Below are 20589 nucleotides of genomic sequence, written 5' to 3' on the forward strand. Positions count from 1 at the left end.
GAGAAAATAAATTACGATAAAAATCGGGGAATACCAGAAGAATGAAAGTTGGCATCATCGGACTCGGATTCCGTCTGGGCTATCTGGGTTATGTTTTCAAAGCCATGGACGAGCGCTTCGAGATCGCGGGTTACGTCGATCCGAGCCCCGCCGGTTTGCCGGGCCTTGTGGAAAACGGCGTCTCCGCCGGCACCGCCTACGCAACGCCTGAAGAGCTGATTGCCAACGAGAAGCTCGATCTCCTGATGATCGGCTCGCCCAATCATTTGCATCTCGATCACATTCGCATTGGCCTTGAGGCCGGGCTGAAGGTTTTCAGCGAAAAGCCGGTCGTCACGACAGTCGAAGAGAGCATCGAACTGGCCCGGCTGATGGCGAAATTCGGCCATGAGCGGCTGATGGTTGGCCTGGTGCTGCGTTATGCGCCGATGTACCGGGACCTGCGCGCCGCCCAGGCTGCCGGAACGCTTGGCCAGATCGTTTCGATCGAGGCTTCCGAGCATATCGAACCCTATCATGGCGCGTTCTTCATGCGCGACTGGCGCCGTTATGAGCGCTATTCCGGCAGTTTCATGCTGGAAAAATGCTGCCACGATCTCGACCTCTACAATGGCATTGTTGGCGCGCGGCCCGAGCGGGTGGCAAGCTTCGGTGGTCGCAAGAGCTTTATTCCGGCGAACGACCCGGCCCGGGAAGGCATCAACGATCTCGAACTCTTCCATCGCAAGCCAAGCGGCTGGATGGGCTCCGACAAGGTGTTCGACAGCGACGGCGATATCATCGATTACCAGGTGGCGATCGTCGAATATGCCAATGGCGTCGGCATGAATTTCCATACCAACCTGAATGTTCCCGACCAGTTCCGCCGTTTCTGCATCATGGGGTCCCGCGGCATGGCCGAGGGCGATTTCATCCGCGGCTATTTCGATGTCCACGAGATGCTGACCGGCAAGAAGGTCGTCGAGAACAAATATGCAGCGACAGCACTGTCGCAGCACTACGGCGCCGACGAGCAGATGGCCACCGACATTATCGGCCATGTCCGCGATGGCCGGCCGCTCCCCGTCTCGACGCTCGACGCGCTGGAAGCGGGCATTCTTGCACTGTCGATGGACGAGGCGCGCCGCAAACGCACCGTCGTTGATCTGCGGCCGATCTGGGATCGCTTTGACGAGGCGCTCCACTCCCGTGCGGCGTAAGGAGAGCGCAAAATGAATGTTCAGCGCAGCACCCTCATCTTCGCCTGGATGCTTTTGCTGCCAGCCGTTCTCTATGTTGTCGTGATCGTCGCCTATCCGCTTCTGGATACATTCATCCTGTCATTCACCGACGCATCATTGAAAAAGACGACCAACTGGGTCGGCTGGGTCAATTACGAGAAGATCTTCAACACCACCTTTGCCGAGGTCATCATCCGCACCTTCGTGTGGACCTTCTTCTCGGTCGCCATCAAGATGATCATCGGCGTCTTCGGGGCCTGCATGCTGAACGCGGCGGTCCCCGGCCGGGCGCTGTTTCGCGTGCTGACCATGCCGCCATGGATCGTGCCGATGGCGATTGGCATCTTCATGTGGGGCTGGATGTATAACGGCCAGTTCGGGATGATTTCCGGCGTCTTGCAGAACTGGGGCATCATCGACGGTCCGATTGCCTTCCTCGCCCACGGTTCGACCGCATTCTGGGCGACGATCATCACCGACGTCTGGATCGGCGTGCCATTGGTGACGCTCTATATGCTCGCAGCCATGCAGGCTGTGCCGCAGGATCTCTATGAGGCCGCGTGGACCGACGGGGCGGGGCGGTTCTATCGCTTCCGCCGCATCACCCTGCCGCTGCTCATCCCATCGCTGATCACCATGTCGATGCTGTCGCTGATCGCCACGTTCAACTCGTTCGACATCATCTGGATCCTGACGCAGGGTGGGCCGAATGGTGAAACGACGACGATGATCATCGACACCTACCGCACGGCGATCGGTTCGAAGAAATACGGCGAAGGTGCTGCCCGCGCGGTGCTGATCTGCATCTTCCTGTCGATTTTCTGCCTGGCCTATTTCCGGGTCACAAGCCGGCTTTCCGCGGGAGAATCCAACCGATGAGCACGCAACCCGCCATGATCAACCGCTACCGCTGGTACGAGCTCGTCAGCATCTATGCCGGTATCTTCCTGTTCCTGACGTTCATCCTGGCGCCGTTCATCGAAGGGTTTCTGGTATCGCTGAAGCCGCTCGGCCTTCTGTTTTCCTCGCCCTACAAGTTCTGGCCGGAAAACGGCTCCTTTGCCGCCTACCGGACAATGTGGATAAGCGTTCCCGGGTTTGCCCGCTATATTTTCAACTCGTTCTTCATCTCGATCATCGTTACTGCGATCGTCCTCGTCCTGGTCGTACCGGCGTCCTATGCGTTTGCCCGGTTCACGTTTCGCGGCAGCGGGCTTCTGCTCGGCGCGTTTCTTGCGGTTAACATGTTTTCGGGTGCCGTCCTGCTCATTCCGCTGTTCCGGCTGATGCGGACATTCGGCGTGCTGAACACCTATTTCGCCATGATCGTTCCGGGAGTCGCCTTCCTGATCCCTTCAGCGATCTGGCTGCTGCGCACCTATATGATGCGCATTCCGCGCGAGCTGGACGAGGCGGCCTTCGTCGATGGTGCCAGCCATTTCTACACGCTTCGCCGGGTCATCCTCCCCATCGCCATGCCCGGCATCACCGTCGTAGCGATCACGACCTTCATCGGATCCTACGCTCAGCAATTCATCTTCGCGCTGACCTTCAACTCGAAGACCGAATACATGCCGTTGCCGGTTGGGCTGTTTGCCTATTTCGGCCGGCAGGAAGTGATCTGGAACGAGTTGATGGCGGCGAGCTTCGTCGGCATCACCCCGGCCATCATCGTGATCTTCTTCCTCCAGCGCTATCTCGTCAGCGGGCTGACCGCTGGCGCGGTGAAACAATAAAAGCAGTCAACCACCAGAGAAACGGGAGCTTCTAACGTGTCAATTCATTTCAAGACGGGGATTGTTGCCCTTGCCTTGCTCGGCTCGACCGCGCTTGGCGCCATGACCGCGCATGCGGCCGACCAGGAAATCAGCTGGATCTATTGCGGCGACACCATGGATCCGGTCCATGAGAAGTACATCAAGCAGTGGGAAGAAAAGAACCCAGGCTGGAAGGTTACGCCGGAAGTTGTCGGTTGGGCGCAGTGCCAGGACAAGGCGACGACGCTTGCCGTGGCCGGTACGCCGGTCGCTATGGCCTATGTCGGCTCGCGCACGCTGAAGGAATTTGCCCAGAACGATCTGATCGTCCCGGTGCCGATGACCGAAGACGAGAAGAAGAGCTATTACCCGCATATCGCCGATACAGTCACGTTCGATGACAATCAATGGGGCGTTCCGGTCGCCTTCTCGACCAAGGCACTTTACTGGAACAAGGACCTGTTCAAGCAGGCTGGCCTCGATCCCGAAACGCCGCCGAAGACCTGGGCCGAAGAGATCGCCTTCGCCAAGCAGATCAAGGAAAAGACCGGCATTGCTGGCTACGGCCTCCCTGCCAAGACGTTTGACAACACCATGCATCAATTCATGCATTGGGTTTACACCAACAACGGCAAGGTCATCGATGGTGACAAGATCGTCATCGACAGCCCGGAGGTTCTCGCAGCTCTCCAGGCTTACAAGGACATCACACCTTATTCGGTTGAAGGCGCCACCGCTTACGAGCAGAACGAAATGCGCGCCATCTTCCTCGACGGCAAGGTCGGCATGCTCCAGTCCGGCTCCGGTGCGGCTGTCCGTCTGAAGGACACCAAGGTCAATTGGGGCGTCGCTCCGCTGCCGCTTGGCCCGGCTGCAAAGGGTGAAGGCACTCTGCTGATCACCGACAGCCTGGCGATCTTCAAGGGCTCCGGCGTCGAGGAGAAGGCCACGGAATTTGCCAAGTTCATCACATCGCCCGGCCCGCAGGGTGAGTACGAGCTGCAGGGCGGTGCCGGCCTGACGCCACTGCGTCCGTCGCCGATGGTCGATGAATTCGTCAAGAAGGATCCCTACTGGAAGCCGTTCATCGACGGTATCACCTATGGCGGTCCGGAGCCGTTGTTCACGGATTACAAGGGCTTCCAGAACGTGATGATCGAAATGGTCCAGGCCGTCGTCACCGGCAAGGCCGAACCGGCGGATGCCCTGAAGAAGGCTGCCGCCGATCTCGAGCAGTACAAATAAGACCATCGGACCGCGAACCATCAGATTGGTTCGCGGTCCATTCCTTTTCTGCTACGAACGGGCGGCTTTCCGCCGGCGGCCGGAGACAGTTTCTTGGGACAGCTCAATCTCAACAAGGTTCACAAATTCTACGGGACGTTCGAAGTGCTGAAAGGCATCGACCTGGAGGTCCGCAACGGCGAATTTGTCGTTTTCGTCGGACCGTCCGGGTGTGGCAAGTCGACATTGCTGCGCATGATAGCCGGTCTTGATGAGACCAGTTCCGGCGACATCATGATCGATGGCAAGCGCGTCAACGACCTGCCACCCGTCAAGCGCGGTATCGCCATGGTCTTCCAGAGCTACGCGCTCTATCCGCACATGACCGTGTTCGAAAACATCGCCTTTCCGCTGCGCGTCGAAAAGATGCAGGAAGACAAGCTGAAGGCAAAGGTCGAGAACGCCGCACGCATTCTCCATCTCGATCAGCGGCTCCAGCAGAAGCCTGGGCTGCTGTCCGGCGGCCAGCGCCAGCGTGTTGCGATTGGCCGTGCAATCGTGCGGGAACCGAAGATTTTCCTGTTCGACGAGCCGCTATCCAACCTCGATGCGGCGCTCCGCGCCGATATGCGGATCGAACTGGCCAAGCTGCACAAGCAGTTGAAGGCGACGATGATCTACGTCACGCACGACCAGGTTGAGGCGATGACGATGGCGGACCGGATCGTCGTCCTCAATGCCGGGGAGATTTCGCAGATCGGTGCTCCGCTTGAGCTCTATCACAAGCCGTCCAACATGTTCGTCGCCGGGTTCATCGGCAATCCGCGCATGAATATGCTGCCCGTCACCTGCAAGGCAGTCAGTGATGCCGGCGTCGAGATCGAATTCAAGGGGCAAACGGCAACGATCCCCGTGGCGGGTCGCTCCGATCTTGTCGGCCAGCCGCTGACATTGGGTATCCGGCCGGAACATATTCAGTTCGGCAAGGCGGATTTGTCGATGAACTTGACGCCGTCGGTCATCGAGCGGCTGGGGGCACAGACTGTCGCTTATGCCGCGCTTGATGGTGAGAGCGAGAATTTCTGCGCGATGCTGCCGGGCAGCGCCCCAATCCGCACCGATGAGACGGTTTCAATCGGCATTCAGGCCGCCGATTGCCATCTGTTCGACGCATCCGGCATCGCGTTGGAACGCCGGGTAGAACTGACCGACATCGATGTCGGCCTGTTGAAAATCGCTGGCGGCTGATGGTGCGAAAAGCGGCTGTATTCCATTGAATGCAAAAAGGGACGCAGATGATGCGTCCCCTTTATTCTTTTGGCGGTTCGTGGCGGAAAGCCCTGACCGGTCAATTCAGGCTGCGCCTTGTTCCAGATTGTGTGGGTTTTCCACCATGGGCCAGATGTCACGCGGCGCCCGGCGATAGGGCGTGCGCGCCGGATTGTTCGGGTAGGGGGTCCCTGCCGAGCAATAGAGAATCTCTGCTGCGATCAGCGCGAAGGAAGCATAGAAATGGTTGGTCGACTTGATGACCAGCACCTTCTTTCCAGCCGGGTCGATGCCCATCACCGAGAACAGGCTCGGGTCAAAGCTCTGTGCCCGGGTAGAGTTGAGGATGACGTCTATGCCATCGAGGTGGATGTGTGCGGCGTCGCCAAAGGGGGCATAGCTCTCGCCGAAACGCATTTCGGCGTTGCGCACCAGTTTGACGATCTTGACGATGCCATCGATGGGATTTCCGGTTCCCGGTGCCGATTTTGCCCCGAAACGAAGCTGGATTTCAGCTCCTTCTCCGGCAGCCATGCAAATCTGCACGGCCATCGGATCCCAGATCGTGCCGACTGCGGTGTCTTTGGCGCCCTGGGCCAAAAGCTCGGCAAGAAGTACCGTCGCATCGCCCGCCGTGCCACCGCCAGGATTGTCCCAGACATCGGCGATCACCACCGGTCCGGCCGTTGCGGCGAGCGCAAGGGAAACGGCCTGTTTCTCGTCAATCTGCGGCATGATGAACGTGCCACGCTTGGCGAAAAGTTCAAGACCCAGTTCGCGGGCGAGGGTTGCGCCTTTTTCCGGCTTACCGTCGGTAACGACGAGCAATTTCGTGCCCATTTCCGGCACGTCTCCGGCCATGAAACCGTGGATCACAGAGATTGACAGGATGTCCGGGTCTTCCGCTTCCATCCGCATGATCTTGTCGACGAACGACCGCATCGGATCACGCGATGTCGGGTAGACGTCGATCATCCGGCAATCGAACACCGACATCACCGGTTTGATACGGCCGGCCAGCGTATCGAGCGCAATACGCCAAAGATCTTCGGCGCGATCGACAAAATCCGTATGCGGGAATTCCTTGAAATAGACGAAGAAATCCGCAGCCATACGGCGCTTCACCGTCAGATGGCTGTGCGGATCAAGTTCGGCGCAGACAAGGATTTCCGGACCGACAATCTCACGGACGCGGGCGAGGAAATCGCCCTCTGTATCTTCATAGCCATCGGCGACCATCGCGCCGTGCAGGCCGAGCACAACGGCATCCACCGGCAGTGCCGCCCGCAATTGATCGAGGATTTCGTCGCGCAGGCTCTCATAGGTCAGGCGATTGACGAGACCAGCCGGATCAGCCCAGGTGGCCGTTCCTTCGATCAACTCAAAGCCCTTTTCCGCAGCGAGCCTACGACCGACCGTGATCGGTGCCGAACACAGCGTCGGTGTTTCCGGGTGTTCGCCCGGCGGGGCATAGAGCGACGCCTCGAAAGCACGGCGATCAACGCAGATCGGTGAGAATGTATTGGTCTCGGTCGCCAGGACGGCGGTGAAAATGCGCAATGCCTTCGCCTCGTTCTACTCTTTTAGGCCGCACCCATCGGATTGGGCAGATATCCGGTGAAGCCGCAGATCTTCCAATGTCCATGATGCAGGCGGCAGTAATAGAGTGTCTGCCACTTGAGAATATCGACGCTCCCATCCGATTTTTTCAGGCTGCCATCAAATTTCTTGCGGACAAGCGCCATATCGCCCTCGATCTCGATGTCCTCGAGCGTCGTGGTGGTGAAAATGGCGTTGCGGGTGTCTTCAGCAAAGGACTGCTGGGCAAAATCCTCTGCCTGGCGCAGCCATTCGTCGCGATAGGCCGTCAGGGATGGAAAGGCTAGGCGCCATTTGTCGGGGCTTACCTCCCGCTTGGCGTCGATACCGATGAAACCTTCCTCGACAAAATCGCCAGCGACTTTTGACCAGTCGGCCGCCAGAAAAGCATCGATGTCACGCTCGACCAGCATCTGCCAGATCGCGTGGCGGGCCACATCAGAAGAAGGGAAAGGATTGCGGAAGGGATCGCGCACGATTGCTCCGTGTATTGAAATTCTTTTCATAAATGGCGTTTTTCTCTGGCCAAATTCTGCTTTCTATGGTCATTTGTCAACGGATCAAGAAAATAATTTGCAAGGACGAGGCGTATGTCCATTACACGTTATGGCACCGTGCAGGCTGGCGCTGGTGGCAAGCCGTTGCCGTTCGCGCGCGCGGTAGAGGCGAATGGCTGGCTGCATGTTTCCGGCCAGGTTGCAATGGAAAATGGCGAAATCATCGAGGGCGGCATTATTCCGCAGACCCACAAGACAATCGCCAATCTGCTGGCCATCCTGAAGGAGGCCAATTACGGACCCGAGCATATCGTTCGCGTCGGCGTCTGGCTGGATGATCCCCGTGATTTCTGGACGTTCAACAAGATTTACCAGGACTATTTCGGCGAACATCCCCCGGCACGGGCCTGCGTTCAGGCATCGATGATGGTCGATTGCAAGGTCGAGATCGACTGCGTCGCCTATAAAGAAAAGACTTCCTAGAGTTCAGGCAATACGGGAACGGGTGGACATCAAGTGAGAATCGTGTGCCGGATCGCAGCATTGCCGCGGTTACAGGAAGCCTCTTTGAGGTGGCCTGGCGATTTCATTGAAAGTGCACTCTGATGGATATTTTCTCGACGCTTCAGGAAGAAAAAGGCCGGCTTTCGCCGGCTGAAGGCCGCATCGCCGAAATATTGCTGACCGACTTCGAATTTGCAGTGAATGCTTCGATCATCGAGCTGGCCGGCAGGGCCGACGTGTCGCCACCGACGGTTACACGCTTCTGTCGCCGTCTCGGTTGCGACAGCTTTTCCGACTTCAAAGTCCAACTGGCGCGCACCGCGTATGTCGGCATGCGTTACCTCAAGCCGGAGCCGAAAAGCCGGGAGCCGGCCGATGTGGCGCAGGATATCATCTCCAAGGCACAGAACGCGCTGTTCATGTTGCATCGCAGCCTCGATCTCGCTGCGATCGAGCAGGCCACCGAAAAGCTGGCCGGCGCCAATATGATCTATGCGTTCGGCTCCGGTGGCAATTCATCGATGATCGCCAGCGAATTGCAAAACCGCCTGTTTCGTCTCGGGCTGCGCATCACCGCAAGCTCCGATCACAGCATGCAGATGATGATGGCGGCGGCGGCCCGGCCGGGTGACGTCGTCATCGGGTCGTCTTTTTCCGGGCGCAATGCCGAACTGGTCCGGTCCTTCATGCTCGCCCGCGACCAGAAAGTAACGACTATTGCGCTGACGCAGAGCGGTAGTCCGGTTGCCCGTGCTGCCGATATCACGGTACCGGTCGATCTGCCGGAAGGGACGAATATCTATCGCCCGACCTCAACCCGCATCGCCTATGTCGCGCTCCTCGATATCCTGGCCAGCCTGGTTGCCTACAATATTCAGCCACAGGCGACAGTAACGTTGCGGCGCATCAAACAACAGCTTGTCGCCCATCGCGATGGCGACGACCGCCAGCTTCTCGGGGATTGATTTCACCATGCTCACAGGGGACCCGTCATGACTTCATCTGTTGCAATCGTAACGGGGGCGGCAGGCGATATCGGCCGGGCCATCGCCCGCCGTCTTGGTGCAGATCATGATGTCGTGCTGATGCCCGATCTGGACGGTGCCGCCGTCGAGAAGGCGGCAGCGAGCCTTGGTAATCCGGCGAAATTCGTTGCCCTGGTCTGCGATATCACCGATGCGGCAAGCGTTGCAGCGATGGCGGCTCGGGGAGCGGAGCTTGGTACGGTCCGTACACTTGTCAACAATGCCGGTGCCGCCCGCGCTGTCAGCCTGCATGACACGACGCCTGAAATCTGGCGCATGGACAATGCGTTGAACCTTGAGGCGGCCTTCCTCTGCTTTCGTGCGGTCGAGGATGCGTTGAAGCAAAGCCAGGGCTCGGTGATCAACATCGCGTCGGTCAACGGTACCAATGTCTTTGGCCACCCTGCCTATAGCGCCGCCAAGGCTGGCCTTCTGCACCTAACGAAGCTGATTGCCGTCGAATATGGAAAATACGGCATCCGAGCGAACGCGGTGTCGCCGGGAACGGTGCGTACCCAGGCATGGGAGGTCCGCGCGGCCGCCAATCCGAACGTCTTCGAGGACGCACGCCGCTGGTATCCGCTGCAGCGGATCGCCAGCCCGGATGATGTGGCCAATGCCGTCGGCTTCCTCGCCAGTCCGCTGGCCGCGGCAATCTCCGGCGTCTGCCTGCCGGTCGACTGCGGCCTGACCGCAGGACAGGCCGAGCTTGCCCGCACCTTTTCTCAATCCGAAAACTATTAGACATCAGAGGAACGGACATGCAATCGGCGTCCTATCGTCTTGAAAGTGCGTGGCATACCGACGGCGGCCCGCACGGCCGTTTCGTTTTCAGCCTGTTCAACCTGTCGGACACGGCCCTTCAAGACTTTACAATTGTCTATACCTCGCTGACGCGGGTGATCGACAAGAATGCCTGCGAAAATGCAGTCTTCGTCAAGCGCAACGCCAACTACCATGAATTCGCACCAACGGCCGGCTTCATGCTCGCGCCCGGAGCCTCCTGGACTTTCACAGTTGGCGGACTGCACCGCAAAGCCGTGCATTGCACCGATGGCGCGAAATCCGCCTATCTGACGCTGGCGGACGGCCGCCATGTGCCCGTCGCCGTATCCGACCTTCTGCTGGAAGGCCGGACCAGCGAGCCGCCACCGGTGCTGTTGCCGGAAGGCAAGCTTGACCTGCCCTATGCGCTGCAGCCATGGCCGCGCCAGATCGATGTGAAGCCCGGCGATACATTTCCGGTCTGCCTCTATCCCGCGCCCGGCGCATCGGTGGAAGACATCAAGGCAATCGATACCGTGATCGGCCTGTTCCGCCGCCTGTTCGAAGCCGATCATGCGCCACTCAGCTTGGCGGCGAATAGCCAGGGCAGGGTGCTGCATCTGACGCTGGATGCCACTCTCCTGGCAGAAAGCTATGCGTTGTCTTTCTCCTCGGAAGACGTCACGCTCAGCTATGGCGGAGCCGCCGGCCGGCAGTATGGTTTGACGTCGCTTGCGCAGCTTTTGAACGGCGCCCGCCGCGAGCCGGGAAAATTCCGCTTTCCGGTCTCCGGCACGATTTCGGATGAGCCGCGCTACGGATGGCGTGGTTGCCATCTCGACGTTTCGCGGCAGTTTTACCCGGTCGCCGATGTTGCGCGGCTGATCGATATCCTTGCCTGGTTCAAGCTCAACATTTTCCATTGGCACCTGACCGACGACGAAGCTTGGCGGCTGGAGATCAAGGCCTATCCGGAGCTGACAACTGTCGGCGTTGTCCGTAGCCCGGACGGTCCGCTTCTGCCGCAACTCGGCAATGGAGCGGAGCCAGTCGGCGGGTTTTACAGTCAGGATGATGTTCGCACACTCGTTGCGCACGCGCTGACGCTCAATGTGGAGATCATTCCGGAAATAGATGTCCCCGGTCACAATTCGGCGACACTGGTTGCCCTTCGCGATTTGTCCGATGGCCAAGAGGCACCCGAAAGTTATCACTCGGTACAGGGCTATCCGAACAACGCGCTTAATCCGGCCGTACCGTTCACCTATGAGTTTCTCGGGAAAGTCTTCGATGAGATGGTCGAGCTTTTCCCCTCTGCTTACATCCATATCGGCGGCGACGAAGTGGCGAAAGGGGCCTGGCTTGCCTCGCCGCTCGCCCGCAAGCTGATGGAAAAGGAAGGCATTTCAGGCACGTTCGAGCTGCAGTCCTATTTCCTGAGAGAGATCAAGGACATGCTGACAAAGCGCGGCAAGAAGCTTGCCGGGTGGAACGAGGTCGCTCATGGCGGCGGTGTCGACACGGTGGAAACATTGCTGATGGCATGGGAGACGCCTGAAGTCGGCATCGAGCTTGCCCGCGAAGGCTATGACGTGGTGATGACCCCGGGGCAGGCCTATTATCTCGACATGGTGCAGGGTGAGGAATGGCAGGAGCCGGGCGCCAGCTGGGCGGGGACCGTGCCACCCGCTCACACCTACGGCTATGAGGCGGAAGGTGATTTTCCCGAGGAATTGAAAGACCGGATGAAAGGCGTGCAGGCCTGCATCTGGTGCGAGCACTACCTGTCGCGCGGTTATTTCAACCGTCTGGTCTTCCCGCGTCTTCCGGCAATAGCCGAGGCCGCATGGACACCGAAAAATCAGAAGGACTGGTTGCGCTTCGCAGCCATCGTCCCACTCAGTCCAAAACTGTAACAACGGATATCATGGGGAAAACAATGCGCATCGCCGTTGGTGGTATTCATACCGAATGCAGCACCTATTCGCCGGTCCTGATGGCCGCCGAGGATTTCAGGGTGCTGCGCGATGCCGATCTGCTCGGTGCGGAGTATTTCAACTTCCTCGATGCCGGCGGGATCGAGCATGTGCCGCTGCTGCACGCTCGCGCCGTGCCCGGCGGTCCGGTATCGCGCAAGGCCTACGAGGGGTTCAAGGCGGAGTTTCTCGAACGGCTTCAGGCCGCCTTGCCGATCGATGGCCTCTATCTGGCCATGCACGGCGCGATCAATGTCGAGGGCATGGACGACGCCGAGGGCGACTGGATTTCCGCAGCCCGCACCGTCGTCGGGCCGGATTGCCCGGTCGCTGCGAGTTACGATCTGCACGGCAATGTCAGCCAGAGGATCATCGACCAGCTCGATATTTTCGCAGCCTATCGCACTGCCCCGCATATCGACACGCGTGAAACGATGGTTCGGGCCTGGTCGATGCTGGTCGAAACCCTGCGCACGGGCAATCGCCCGGGTGTCGTCTGGGCCAAGGTGCCGGTGCTGTTGCCCGGCGAATGCACCTCGACCGAAGACGAACCCGCCCGATCGATCTATCTTGGCTTGCCTGCATCCGATGCGCAGCCTGGCATTCTCGATACCAATCTGATGATCGGTTATGTCTGGGCCGACGAACCGCGGGCAACGGCCTGCGCCGTCGTGACCGGTATAGACAGGCAGGCCGCATCCAAGGCGGCCGAGGACATCGCGCAACAATACTGGAATGCGCGTGAAAATTTTGGCTTTGGCCCAGTAACGGGGCCGCTGGAGCAGATGCTCGATATCGCGGCATCTGCGGAGACGTCGCCCGTCATTCTCGCCGATTCCGCCGATAACCCGACCGGCGGCGGGGTTGGCGACCGGGCTGATGTGCTGCGTGCGCTGATTGCCCGCAACTGGCAGGGCGCGCTTCTCGCCGGCATCACCGATCGTCCGGCGGTCGAGGCCTGCTTTGCGGCCGGGGAGGGCGCGACGCTTCCTCTCAAGATCGGCGGCAGTCTGGCTCCGGCAAGCGTTCCGGCCGAGGTGACGGCAACAGTGCTTCGCCTCGATGACAGCGGCGCTGCCGCGGATCGTCAGGCCGTCGTCGGTGTTGGCGGCATCAAGATCGTGCTAGCCGCGCGCCGCCGTCCCTATCACAATATCGAGGATTTCCGGCGGCTGGGGCTTGATCCCAAGGCCGTGCGGCTGCTGGTGGTGAAGTCCGGCTATCTGTCGCCGGAACTGGCGCCGATCGCCAATCCCAACCTGATGGCGCTAACCGATGGCGTCGTCAATCAGGATATCGCCAATCTGACAAGTCATCGCAGGGCAAGGCCCATCTTTCCCTTCGACCGAGACTTCGACTATGCCCCCGCGGCCGTGCTGTCGGCCCGCTGGCGGGAATGATGACGGTTTAACGCGCTCGGCACTTCTATTTTCCGTCCGGATGTCCGGCCGCTCTTTGACCTCCTTTCCGGTGCTCTCATCATGACATCAACGCTGCCGATCGCCTTCCGCCACCCCGTGGTCCGGCTGAGCATGATCGCGATCTTCCTGTTCGGCTTTACGGGAGCCGCGACAGGGCCCTATCAGTCGGTGATCGGCATCACTGAGCTTGGTTTGAGCAACGGTTTCTATTCGATCCTGATTTTCGTCGCGGCAGCCGTCAACGTCATCGTCAGCCTCTGGGTCGGCGTTCTCGCCGATCGTATCGGCAATTACCGGGTTCTGCTGATGACAGTCATATCGTTCGGCGTGTTCGGTTATGGCCTTGTCTACGCGGTTCCGGTTCCTGCCAGCTTTGTCCTCTGCACGCTGGTCATGCTGCCGGTCTATAACTCGATGACATCGCTGCTCTTTGCCAAAGTGCGCTCCATCGCCAATGCCGAGGGCGGACGCGATGCGGCGGCGATCAACTCCAGTGTCCGTGCCGCGATCTCGGTTGCCTGGGTTCTGGTTCCGGGCCTGGTGGCGCTGGTTCTGGTTGGACGCGGCAGCATGCTGCCCGCCTATCTGCTCGCCTGCCTCGGCTGTATCGCCAATCTGGCTTTGATCTTCTTCAAGTTGCCCACTTCAGAGGGGCCCCCTCCGGCAAAAAGCCATCGCCATTCCTATTTAGCATCCTTCGGCGAAGTCTTCGCACCCAGCGTCTTCGGCCGCCTGATGGCGATCTCGCTGATCACGTCTACCCTGCATGTCAACACCGCAGTCCAGCCGCTGATTATCACCGGCGCTGCGCGTGGGACCGTGACGGACATCGGCGTGATTGTCGGCATCGTCGCCTTTCTCGAAGTTGTGTTCATTTTCGTCTGGGCGCGCATGCAGTTGCGCGCGGTGACGGCGCTTGCTATCAGCACAGGACTTTATGCTGTCTACCTCACTCTGCTCGGGCTTTCCTCGGCTCCGTGGCATGTCTATGCCCTGACCCTGCTCAGCGCCTTTGCCGCTGCTGCCCTCATCAGTATCCCGATCACCTATATCCAGGACCTCATTGCCGACCGTCCGGGCCTCGGCAGCTCGCTGATCTCGGTAAACCTGTTCCTGAGCGGCGGGTTGAGCGCCATCCTGTTTGCGATCGGTACCCGATTCAGCGATTATTCAGGCACCTCGATCCTCGGTGCCTTCGCCGGCCTGATCGGCCTTGGCCTGATGCTCTATCTGGATGTTCGCGGGCAAGGCGCAAGCGATAACCAAAGGTGAGACAGGAGGCGGCCTCGCCGCCTCCTGTCGTTGAAATCAGCGCCCTTTGACGCGCAAAGGCTTGGAGTTCACCGGTGCCGGGAACTGCCGGACGTAGAAATCCGGGACATTATCATCCAGCACCAATGGTTCCGACACCTTGCTGCCGTCGTGCCGGACAAGCTGGAAGGCGTGCCGTGGCGCCCACATGGCCGCGCTGTGGTTGGCAGGGGTGACCAGCTTCGTGGTGATAGTCTGGCTGCGGAAACTGCCGATCTGGGTGGCACTTTGATAGCCGAACTTGTAGGAAAGCGTGCCAGTCACCTTACTGCTGGCCACGCCGGCCTTGACGCCGCTCTCGTAGCTGACGCTGATACCCACCTCATGACTGAACGTGTCGGTCTGCTGCTGGGATACACCAGCCTCAACCTTCACTTCGATTTCGTGCGGCGTTTCCAATCCATTGTCGTCGAATGCGGCGAGTTCGAAGTTGACCCATCGCTCCAGCACATAGAAGGGTGAGTTTGCGACCTTCCACGCCACGTCATAGTGAGAATCGACAATCGCAGTAAACGGAAGCGTCACCTTCCGGTCCCAAACCGGGGTCGATTCAGCTTCCGGCTTGGCCCGGCTCGGAAGGGATGGAACTGGCGGGGTTCCCGCATATTCCGTTGGCGGATTGAGCTTCAGAACTTTGACCAACGGAGATGGCCTGTCGTGGCTGCGGACACCAAAAAAGGTGTTCGGAGCAATCAGAATGTGCGTTTCGCTGATGAACCCGCCCATCGGGGAAACGGTCCAGGCGCTGAAATCATCGTCGGACCCGGTGCCCGCATCGTCCCAAATCCACTCGTCGACAACACCATCTCCGACCAGATCGGCACGTACGCACCAAACATCGTCCAGCGACGGTTTACCATGCGTCGTCACGAACACATCGCCCAGTGCACAATAGCCATCCGGTGGAACCGGCCGCCAGCATGCGCCGTCCTCGTCCGCGCCGGAGCCTGCGTCGTCCCAGACCCACTCATAGTCCGTTGGCGCCCGAACAGCGTCTGGGTCGCTGTCGCTGGCAGCTATGCACAATGCCCAATAGCGATTGTTTGGACCATCATATCCCTTGACGCCGATGCTGCCGAGAGACCGGAAGCCTTCCGCAGGCGCGCGTGGTTTGTAGAACCCGACATCGTAATCGCCACCGCTGCCGGCGTCGTTCCAGCGATAATCAAAGATATCGGTGAACATCAGCTTCAGCGAACCGAAGGTGACGGGTTCAGTCGTCTGCACGGCATGCGTCGTCTGGACCGACTGTAAAATTACACTCGACATTGCAACCTCCAATAGAATTTATATAAATAACATAGGTTGCATAGCCAAAATAAATACAACTTAAAAGGTCCGTTTTTGGGCTATTCTTAATGGCCCTTTCCCTGCGCCAAACGCCCGATAGCTGGTTGCCTATCAACAGGACCGCTTCCTCATGGCGCGCCGCCCCAGCATATCGTCGCGTCCACCTGATAGTGCAGCAAGGAAGCCTTTTGCTTTCCCCGCGCCCAGGCGCTACCCATCGGAAAGGCAATCCCGATTTCGCGTTGAAGAGGCATGGGTGATGATCAATTTTCGGCAGTTGGAAGTGCTCAAGACCCTGCTTGCGACGGGATCGACGATCGCGACGGCGAAAAGCATGGGACTAAGCCAGTCCGGCGTCAGCCGGCTACTGGCACAGCTCGAATCCGACCTGTCGCTCAATCTGTTCGCCCGCGACAAGGGGCGGTTGATCCCGACGCCGGAGGCGACCATTCTTGCCCGCGACGCTGAGAACATCCTGCTTGGCCTCAACCGTTTCTCAGGCCTCGCCGAAGATTTGCGCAGTGGTGCTGCTGGACCTGAGGTCGTGCGCATCGGGCTGCCAAGCAGCATGTGGGAGGACTTCGCCCCGGCAATGCTGACGGATTATGCAAGGGAATTCCCCAGCGTCCGCATCGAGACCTTTTTTGAAACGACGACGGCGATCACCCGGCTGGTGGAGCAGCGGGTCATCGATTTCGGCTTCCTGCGCTACGAGGGAGAGGTGGGGCCGGCCATTGAAATGGAGCCGGTGGCAAGCGGCGTCAGCGTCTGCGTCATCCCGGAAAGTCATGCGCTCGCAGAGCTACAGCAGATTACCCCGAAGGACCTGCGCAACATTCCGCTGATCCTGATCGGTCGCCAGCGGCCGACGCGCATGCTGCTCGATCAGACGTTCAAGCGGGCAGGGGTAAAACAGAACGTCAAGATCGAGACCCATACCAACAGCTCGGCCTGCGCCTATGCCGCCCACGGTCTCGGCATCGGCATCATCAGCAGCTTTTACGCCAATCTCTACCGGCACCTGCGAATCGTCCAGCGTCCGTTCATTCCTGTGTCCACGCAGGAATTCGGGCTTGCGAAACCGGCAAGCGTGCCGCCGTCGCTTGCTGCGCAGGCGTTGATGGATGCACTCAAGCGTCAGATCGCGCTATCGCAGCAACCGCGCTAACTGGTTTTGGTGCTTGCACTTTTTGAATATCCACCGCCAGGCAGGCCGGTCCACATCCGCATAGGGATATGACAAAATCGCATAATATTGCGCATATTTGTCAAAACCATCATAGTCCTGCCACAAACAAGCCGGCCAACGGCAGACTTCCCGCTTCCAATCGTGTTCAGGGGAACCGATGCTCCGATTTATTCTCAATCGCCTGTTTATGGCGTTGCCAACAGTTGTGATCGTCTCGATCACGGTGTTCGCACTCATCCGCTTCATTCCCGGCGACCCGGCAGCTTTGATGCTGGGTGACATGGCTGAGCCCGCACAGATCGCTGAAATGCGTTCTGAACTCGGCCTCGACAAGTCGATGCCGGAACAATTCCTGATCTGGGGCGGCAACGTACTGACCGGCGACTTTGGCAAGTCGATCGTCACCGGTGAGCCGGTGCTGAAACTGGTGGTCTCACATTTTGCCGTCAGCGCCCAGATCGTGCTTGTCGCCGTATTCCTGGCCAGTCTGATCGCCGTTCCGGCCGGCGTCATTGCCGCCTGGCGGCAGAACAGCCTGACCGACCTTGCGCTCGTCGGTACTGCCACAGTGCTGTTGTCAATCCCGACATTCTGGCTCGGCTTGCTGCTGCTCCTGTTCTTCGGCCTGAAGCTCGGTTGGCTACCGGTGCTCGGCTATGTCTCGATCGGCGACAATCTCGTCGGTGGGCTGCTGTATCTCGTCCTGCCGATCATGACGCTGGTCATCCATGAGATGGGCGTGCTGATCCGCATGGCGCGCGCTTCGACGCTTGAAGTGCTCCGGCTCGATTACATCACGCATGCACGGGCAAAGGGTCTGTCTGAAAGCGCCGTCCTCTGGAAGCATGCCTTCAAGAACGCCTTCGGACCAACCTGGACGATGATCGGCCTGATCCTCGGCAACCTTTTGGGTGGCATCGCCGTCATCGAAACGGTCTTCACCATTCCCGGTCTCGGCCGGCTGATGGTCGATGCCATCTTCCAGCGTGATTATCCCGTCATTCAGGGCTGCCTGCTGTTCGTGGCGTTGTCCTATGTGCTCGTCAACCTGATCGTCGACCTGCTCTATCCTCTCTTTGATCCGCGTGTGGTGGCCGAATGAAAAACTATACGTTTAACGGCCTCATCGGCGGTGTCCTGATCGCTCTTCTGCTTGCCGTCGCACTCCTCGGTCTCTTCTGGACGCCGTACGACCCGATGAAGCTCAGCTTCACCGCCCGCCTGGCAGCGCCAAGCGCCGAACATTGGCTCGGAACCGACGAGTTCGGCCGCGATGTCTTGAGCCGTATCATCGTCGGCGCCCGTGCCAGCGTCTGGATCGGTTTCCTCACGGTCTCGCTCGCAGCAATCGCCGGGACGCTGATCGGACTGGTCAGCGGTTATGCACGCGGCTGGGTCGATGCGGTGATCATGGCAATCAACAATGCGCTGCTGGCCTTTCCAGGCATCCTTCTGGCGCTCGGTCTGCTCGCCGTATTCGGCGCGAACCAGTACGGCATCATCTTTGCACTCGGTATCGCCTATACGCCGTCGATGGCCCGTGTGGTCCGCGGCGCCGTGCTGTCGCTGCGCGAACGCGAATTCATCGAAGCCTCAAAGATTATGGGCAACAGCGAGCTGTTCACGATGATGCGCCATATCCTGCCGAACTGCCTGGCGCCGATCACCGTTCTTGCCACCTCGATGTTTGGCTGGGCGATCCTTTCGGAGAGTGCTTTGAGTTTTCTCGGCCTCGGCGTACCGCCACCGGCACCCACCTGGGGCAACATGCTGGCGGCAGGCCGGCCATTCATCGAGCAGGCCGTCTGGCTTGGCCTCTTCCCCGGTCTCTGCATCGCGCTGACACTGCTTGGCATCAACCTTCTCGGTGACGCGCTCCGCGACAAACTCGATCCCCGCATGCGAGGTCTGAAATGACACAGGAAAGACTTCTCAGCGTGCGCGATCTGTCCCTCCAGGTCGTCCATCGCGGCGTCGAGGTGGTGAAGAAAGTCAGCTTCGACATCGAGCCGGGCGAAATCTTCGGCATCGTCGGCGAAAGCGGCTCCGGCAAGTCGCTGGCGACCCGCGCAATCATCTCGCTCCTGCCTCCGGCCATCAAGGTGACGGGCGGGCAGGTAACCTTCAGGGGCCGCGACGTGCTGTCGATGAGCGAAGCCGGGTTGCGCGAATTGCGCGGTGGTGAAATCGGTCTGGTCTTCCAGGAGCCGATGACCTCGCTCAACCCGTCGATGACCATCGGCCGGCAGTTGGAGGAGGGGCTCGTGCTCCACACCAACATGACACCCGCCACGCGGCGCGAGCGCATCCTTGCCATGCTTCAGCGCGTTGGAATCCGCGATCCAGAAGGCGCGCTGTCCGCCTATCCGCACGAGTTCTCCGGCGGCATGCGCCAGCGCATCATGCTTGCTTCCGTCATGTTGCTGAAGCCGGCGCTTTTGATCGCCGACGAGCCGACAACAGCACTCGACGCGGTCATCCAGCGCGACGTCATGGAACTGATGGTCGAGCTGACCAAGGCCGAGGGTACAGCAGTTCTCCTGATCAGCCATGACCTGCCAATGGTGGCACGTTACACCAGCCGCATCGTCGTGATGGAAAAAGGATCTCTGGTCGAGCAGGGGACGACCGAACAGATCCTCGAAAAGCCGCAGCATCCCTATACGCGCAAGCTGCTCTCGTCGCTGCCGATCCGGGGCGACGTTCGCCCTATTGATACCGTCTCCGCACCGATGATCTCGGCGCGCAACATCGTGGTCGATTATCCCGGCCGCAAATCGCTGTTCAAGAAGGCCGTGCCAAAGCGGGCGCTGCACGGCGTCAGCGTCGATATTCATGCAGGCGAGGTGGTCGCGCTGGTTGGCGGTTCCGGTTCCGGCAAGACCACGCTTGGCCGCACCATCGCCGGGCTGGTCAACCAGAGTTCGGGCGACATTCTGTTTCAGGGCCGCGAACGGTCTGCCGACTGGCGGGATTACCGCCTGAATTGCCAAATGGTTTTCCAGGATCCCTATTCGTCGCTCGATCCGCGTATGACCATCCTTTCCCTGGTCGAAGAAGCTCTGCGGCTGGTGCCCAATATCGACCGGGCCGCAAAAAAGAAGCGTGCATATGAAACGCTGGAGGAAGTCGGGCTCGGCACTGAATACGCCCTGCGCTATCCGCACGAACTGTCCGGCGGCCAGCGCCAGCGCGTCGCAATCGCCCGCGCCATTGCCCGGCGGCCGAAATTCCTGATCGCCGACGAGCCGGTCTCCGCGCTCGACGTCACTGTCCGAGCGCAGGTGCTGACGCTCTTTTCCGATCTGCAGAAGCGCTACGGCTTCTCCTGCCTGTTCATCAGCCACGATCTCGGTGTCGTCGAGCAGGTGGCCGATCGTGTCATCGTCATGCAGGACGGCCGGATCATCGAGCAGGGCGATCGCAACACGATCTTCGACAAGCCGAAGGAGGCGTATACCCGCCGTCTGCTTTCGGCCATCCCCGCGCTCGATCTGAACGAAAATGGCGGGGTCAAACTGAAATGGCGTCTGGAGGCCTGA

18 protein-coding genes are annotated in these 20589 nt (G+C 59.6%); 15 read left to right on the plus strand and 3 right to left on the minus strand.

Annotation, left to right across the window (positions count from 1 at the left end; genetic code table 11):
• Positions 1-41 precede the first annotated feature (41 nt).
• The 5 genes from ASC96_RS06930 to ugpC all read left to right on the plus strand — a co-directional run bounded on the left by ASC96_RS06930 (position 42) and on the right by ugpC (position 5449).
• Positions 42-1199, plus strand: coding sequence for a Gfo/Idh/MocA family oxidoreductase (locus ASC96_RS06930; RefSeq protein WP_060502313.1), 1158 nt, complete (start codon positions 42-44; stop codon positions 1197-1199).
• Between the two features lie 12 nt (positions 1200-1211).
• Entirely contained in the window at positions 1212-2099 is an 888-nt protein-coding gene (locus ASC96_RS06935) for a sugar ABC transporter permease (protein ID WP_060502314.1), read from the plus strand.
• A complete protein-coding gene (locus ASC96_RS06940) occupies positions 2096-2956 on the plus strand; it encodes a carbohydrate ABC transporter permease (protein ID WP_060502315.1) in 861 nt (286 codons plus the stop codon). The genes ASC96_RS06935 and ASC96_RS06940 overlap by 4 nt, the downstream gene beginning before the upstream one ends.
• A 36-nt stretch (positions 2957-2992) precedes the next feature.
• Positions 2993-4222, plus strand: coding sequence for an ABC transporter substrate-binding protein (locus ASC96_RS06945; RefSeq protein WP_060502316.1), 1230 nt, complete (start codon positions 2993-2995; stop codon positions 4220-4222).
• Between the two features lie 93 nt (positions 4223-4315).
• Positions 4316-5449 carry a sn-glycerol-3-phosphate ABC transporter ATP-binding protein UgpC gene (gene ugpC / locus ASC96_RS06950; RefSeq protein WP_060502317.1) on the plus strand — a complete coding sequence of 378 codons (1134 nt, stop codon included), beginning with the start codon at positions 4316-4318 and terminating at the stop codon, positions 5447-5449.
• A 105-nt stretch (positions 5450-5554) separates the two neighbouring features.
• Here ugpC and ASC96_RS06955 read toward each other — a convergent pair whose 3' ends face one another.
• On the minus strand, positions 5555-7030 hold the full coding sequence (locus ASC96_RS06955) for a M81 family metallopeptidase (RefSeq protein ID WP_060502318.1): 1476 nt from the start codon (positions 7028-7030) through the stop codon (positions 5555-5557).
• 23 nt (positions 7031-7053) lie between these two features.
• Entirely contained in the window at positions 7054-7545 is a 492-nt protein-coding gene (locus ASC96_RS06960) for a hypothetical protein (protein WP_060502319.1), read from the minus strand.
• Between the two features lie 114 nt (positions 7546-7659).
• On the opposite strand from ASC96_RS06960, the gene ASC96_RS06965 reads away from it, so the two are divergent.
• The 6 genes from ASC96_RS06965 to ASC96_RS06990 all read left to right on the plus strand — a co-directional run bounded on the left by ASC96_RS06965 (position 7660) and on the right by ASC96_RS06990 (position 14529).
• On the plus strand, positions 7660-8049 hold the full coding sequence (locus ASC96_RS06965) for a RidA family protein (RefSeq protein ID WP_060502320.1): 390 nt from the start codon (positions 7660-7662) through the stop codon (positions 8047-8049).
• Between the two features lie 122 nt (positions 8050-8171).
• Positions 8172-9035, plus strand: a complete 864-nt coding sequence (locus tag ASC96_RS06970) for a MurR/RpiR family transcriptional regulator (protein WP_060502321.1) — start codon at positions 8172-8174, stop codon at positions 9033-9035.
• 27 nt (positions 9036-9062) lie between these two features.
• Positions 9063-9839, plus strand: coding sequence for an SDR family oxidoreductase (locus ASC96_RS06975; RefSeq protein WP_060502322.1), 777 nt, complete (start codon positions 9063-9065; stop codon positions 9837-9839).
• A gap of 17 nt (positions 9840-9856) precedes the next feature.
• Complete coding sequence (locus ASC96_RS06980) at positions 9857-11776, plus strand: beta-N-acetylhexosaminidase (protein WP_060502323.1); 1920 nt, start codon at positions 9857-9859, stop codon at positions 11774-11776.
• Positions 11777-11799: 23 nt separating this feature from the next.
• Positions 11800-13236 carry a M81 family metallopeptidase gene (locus ASC96_RS06985; RefSeq protein WP_060502324.1) on the plus strand — a complete coding sequence of 479 codons (1437 nt, stop codon included), beginning with the start codon at positions 11800-11802 and terminating at the stop codon, positions 13234-13236.
• Positions 13237-13317: 81 nt separating this feature from the next.
• Positions 13318-14529 (plus strand): MFS transporter, encoded by a 1212-nt coding sequence (locus ASC96_RS06990; protein WP_060502325.1) that lies wholly within the window; start codon positions 13318-13320, stop codon positions 14527-14529.
• Positions 14530-14565: 36 nt separating this feature from the next.
• Here ASC96_RS06990 and ASC96_RS06995 read toward each other — a convergent pair whose 3' ends face one another.
• Positions 14566-15837 (minus strand): Vps62-related protein, encoded by a 1272-nt coding sequence (locus ASC96_RS06995; RefSeq protein ID WP_060502326.1) that lies wholly within the window; start codon positions 15835-15837, stop codon positions 14566-14568.
• 283 nt (positions 15838-16120) lie between these two features.
• Between ASC96_RS06995 and ASC96_RS07000 the strand changes: the two genes are divergently transcribed.
• The 4 genes from ASC96_RS07000 to ASC96_RS07015 all read left to right on the plus strand — a co-directional run bounded on the left by ASC96_RS07000 (position 16121) and on the right by ASC96_RS07015 (position 20589).
• Positions 16121-17026 (plus strand): LysR family transcriptional regulator, encoded by a 906-nt coding sequence (locus tag ASC96_RS07000; RefSeq protein WP_060502441.1) that lies wholly within the window; start codon positions 16121-16123, stop codon positions 17024-17026.
• Between the two features lie 178 nt (positions 17027-17204).
• A complete protein-coding gene (locus ASC96_RS07005) occupies positions 17205-18149 on the plus strand; it encodes an ABC transporter permease (RefSeq protein WP_060502327.1) in 945 nt (314 codons plus the stop codon).
• Positions 18146-18964 (plus strand): ABC transporter permease, encoded by an 819-nt coding sequence (locus ASC96_RS07010; protein WP_060502328.1) that lies wholly within the window; start codon positions 18146-18148, stop codon positions 18962-18964. Before ASC96_RS07005 ends, ASC96_RS07010 begins: the two co-directional genes overlap by 4 nt.
• Positions 18961-20589: an ABC transporter ATP-binding protein gene (locus ASC96_RS07015; protein WP_060502329.1), complete on the plus strand. Its 1629-nt coding sequence runs from the start codon at positions 18961-18963 to the stop codon at positions 20587-20589. The genes ASC96_RS07010 and ASC96_RS07015 overlap by 4 nt, the downstream gene beginning before the upstream one ends.

The sequence above is a fragment of the Rhizobium sp. Root1204 genome (genome assembly GCF_001424965.1).
GTDB lineage: Bacteria > Pseudomonadota > Alphaproteobacteria > Rhizobiales > Rhizobiaceae > Pararhizobium.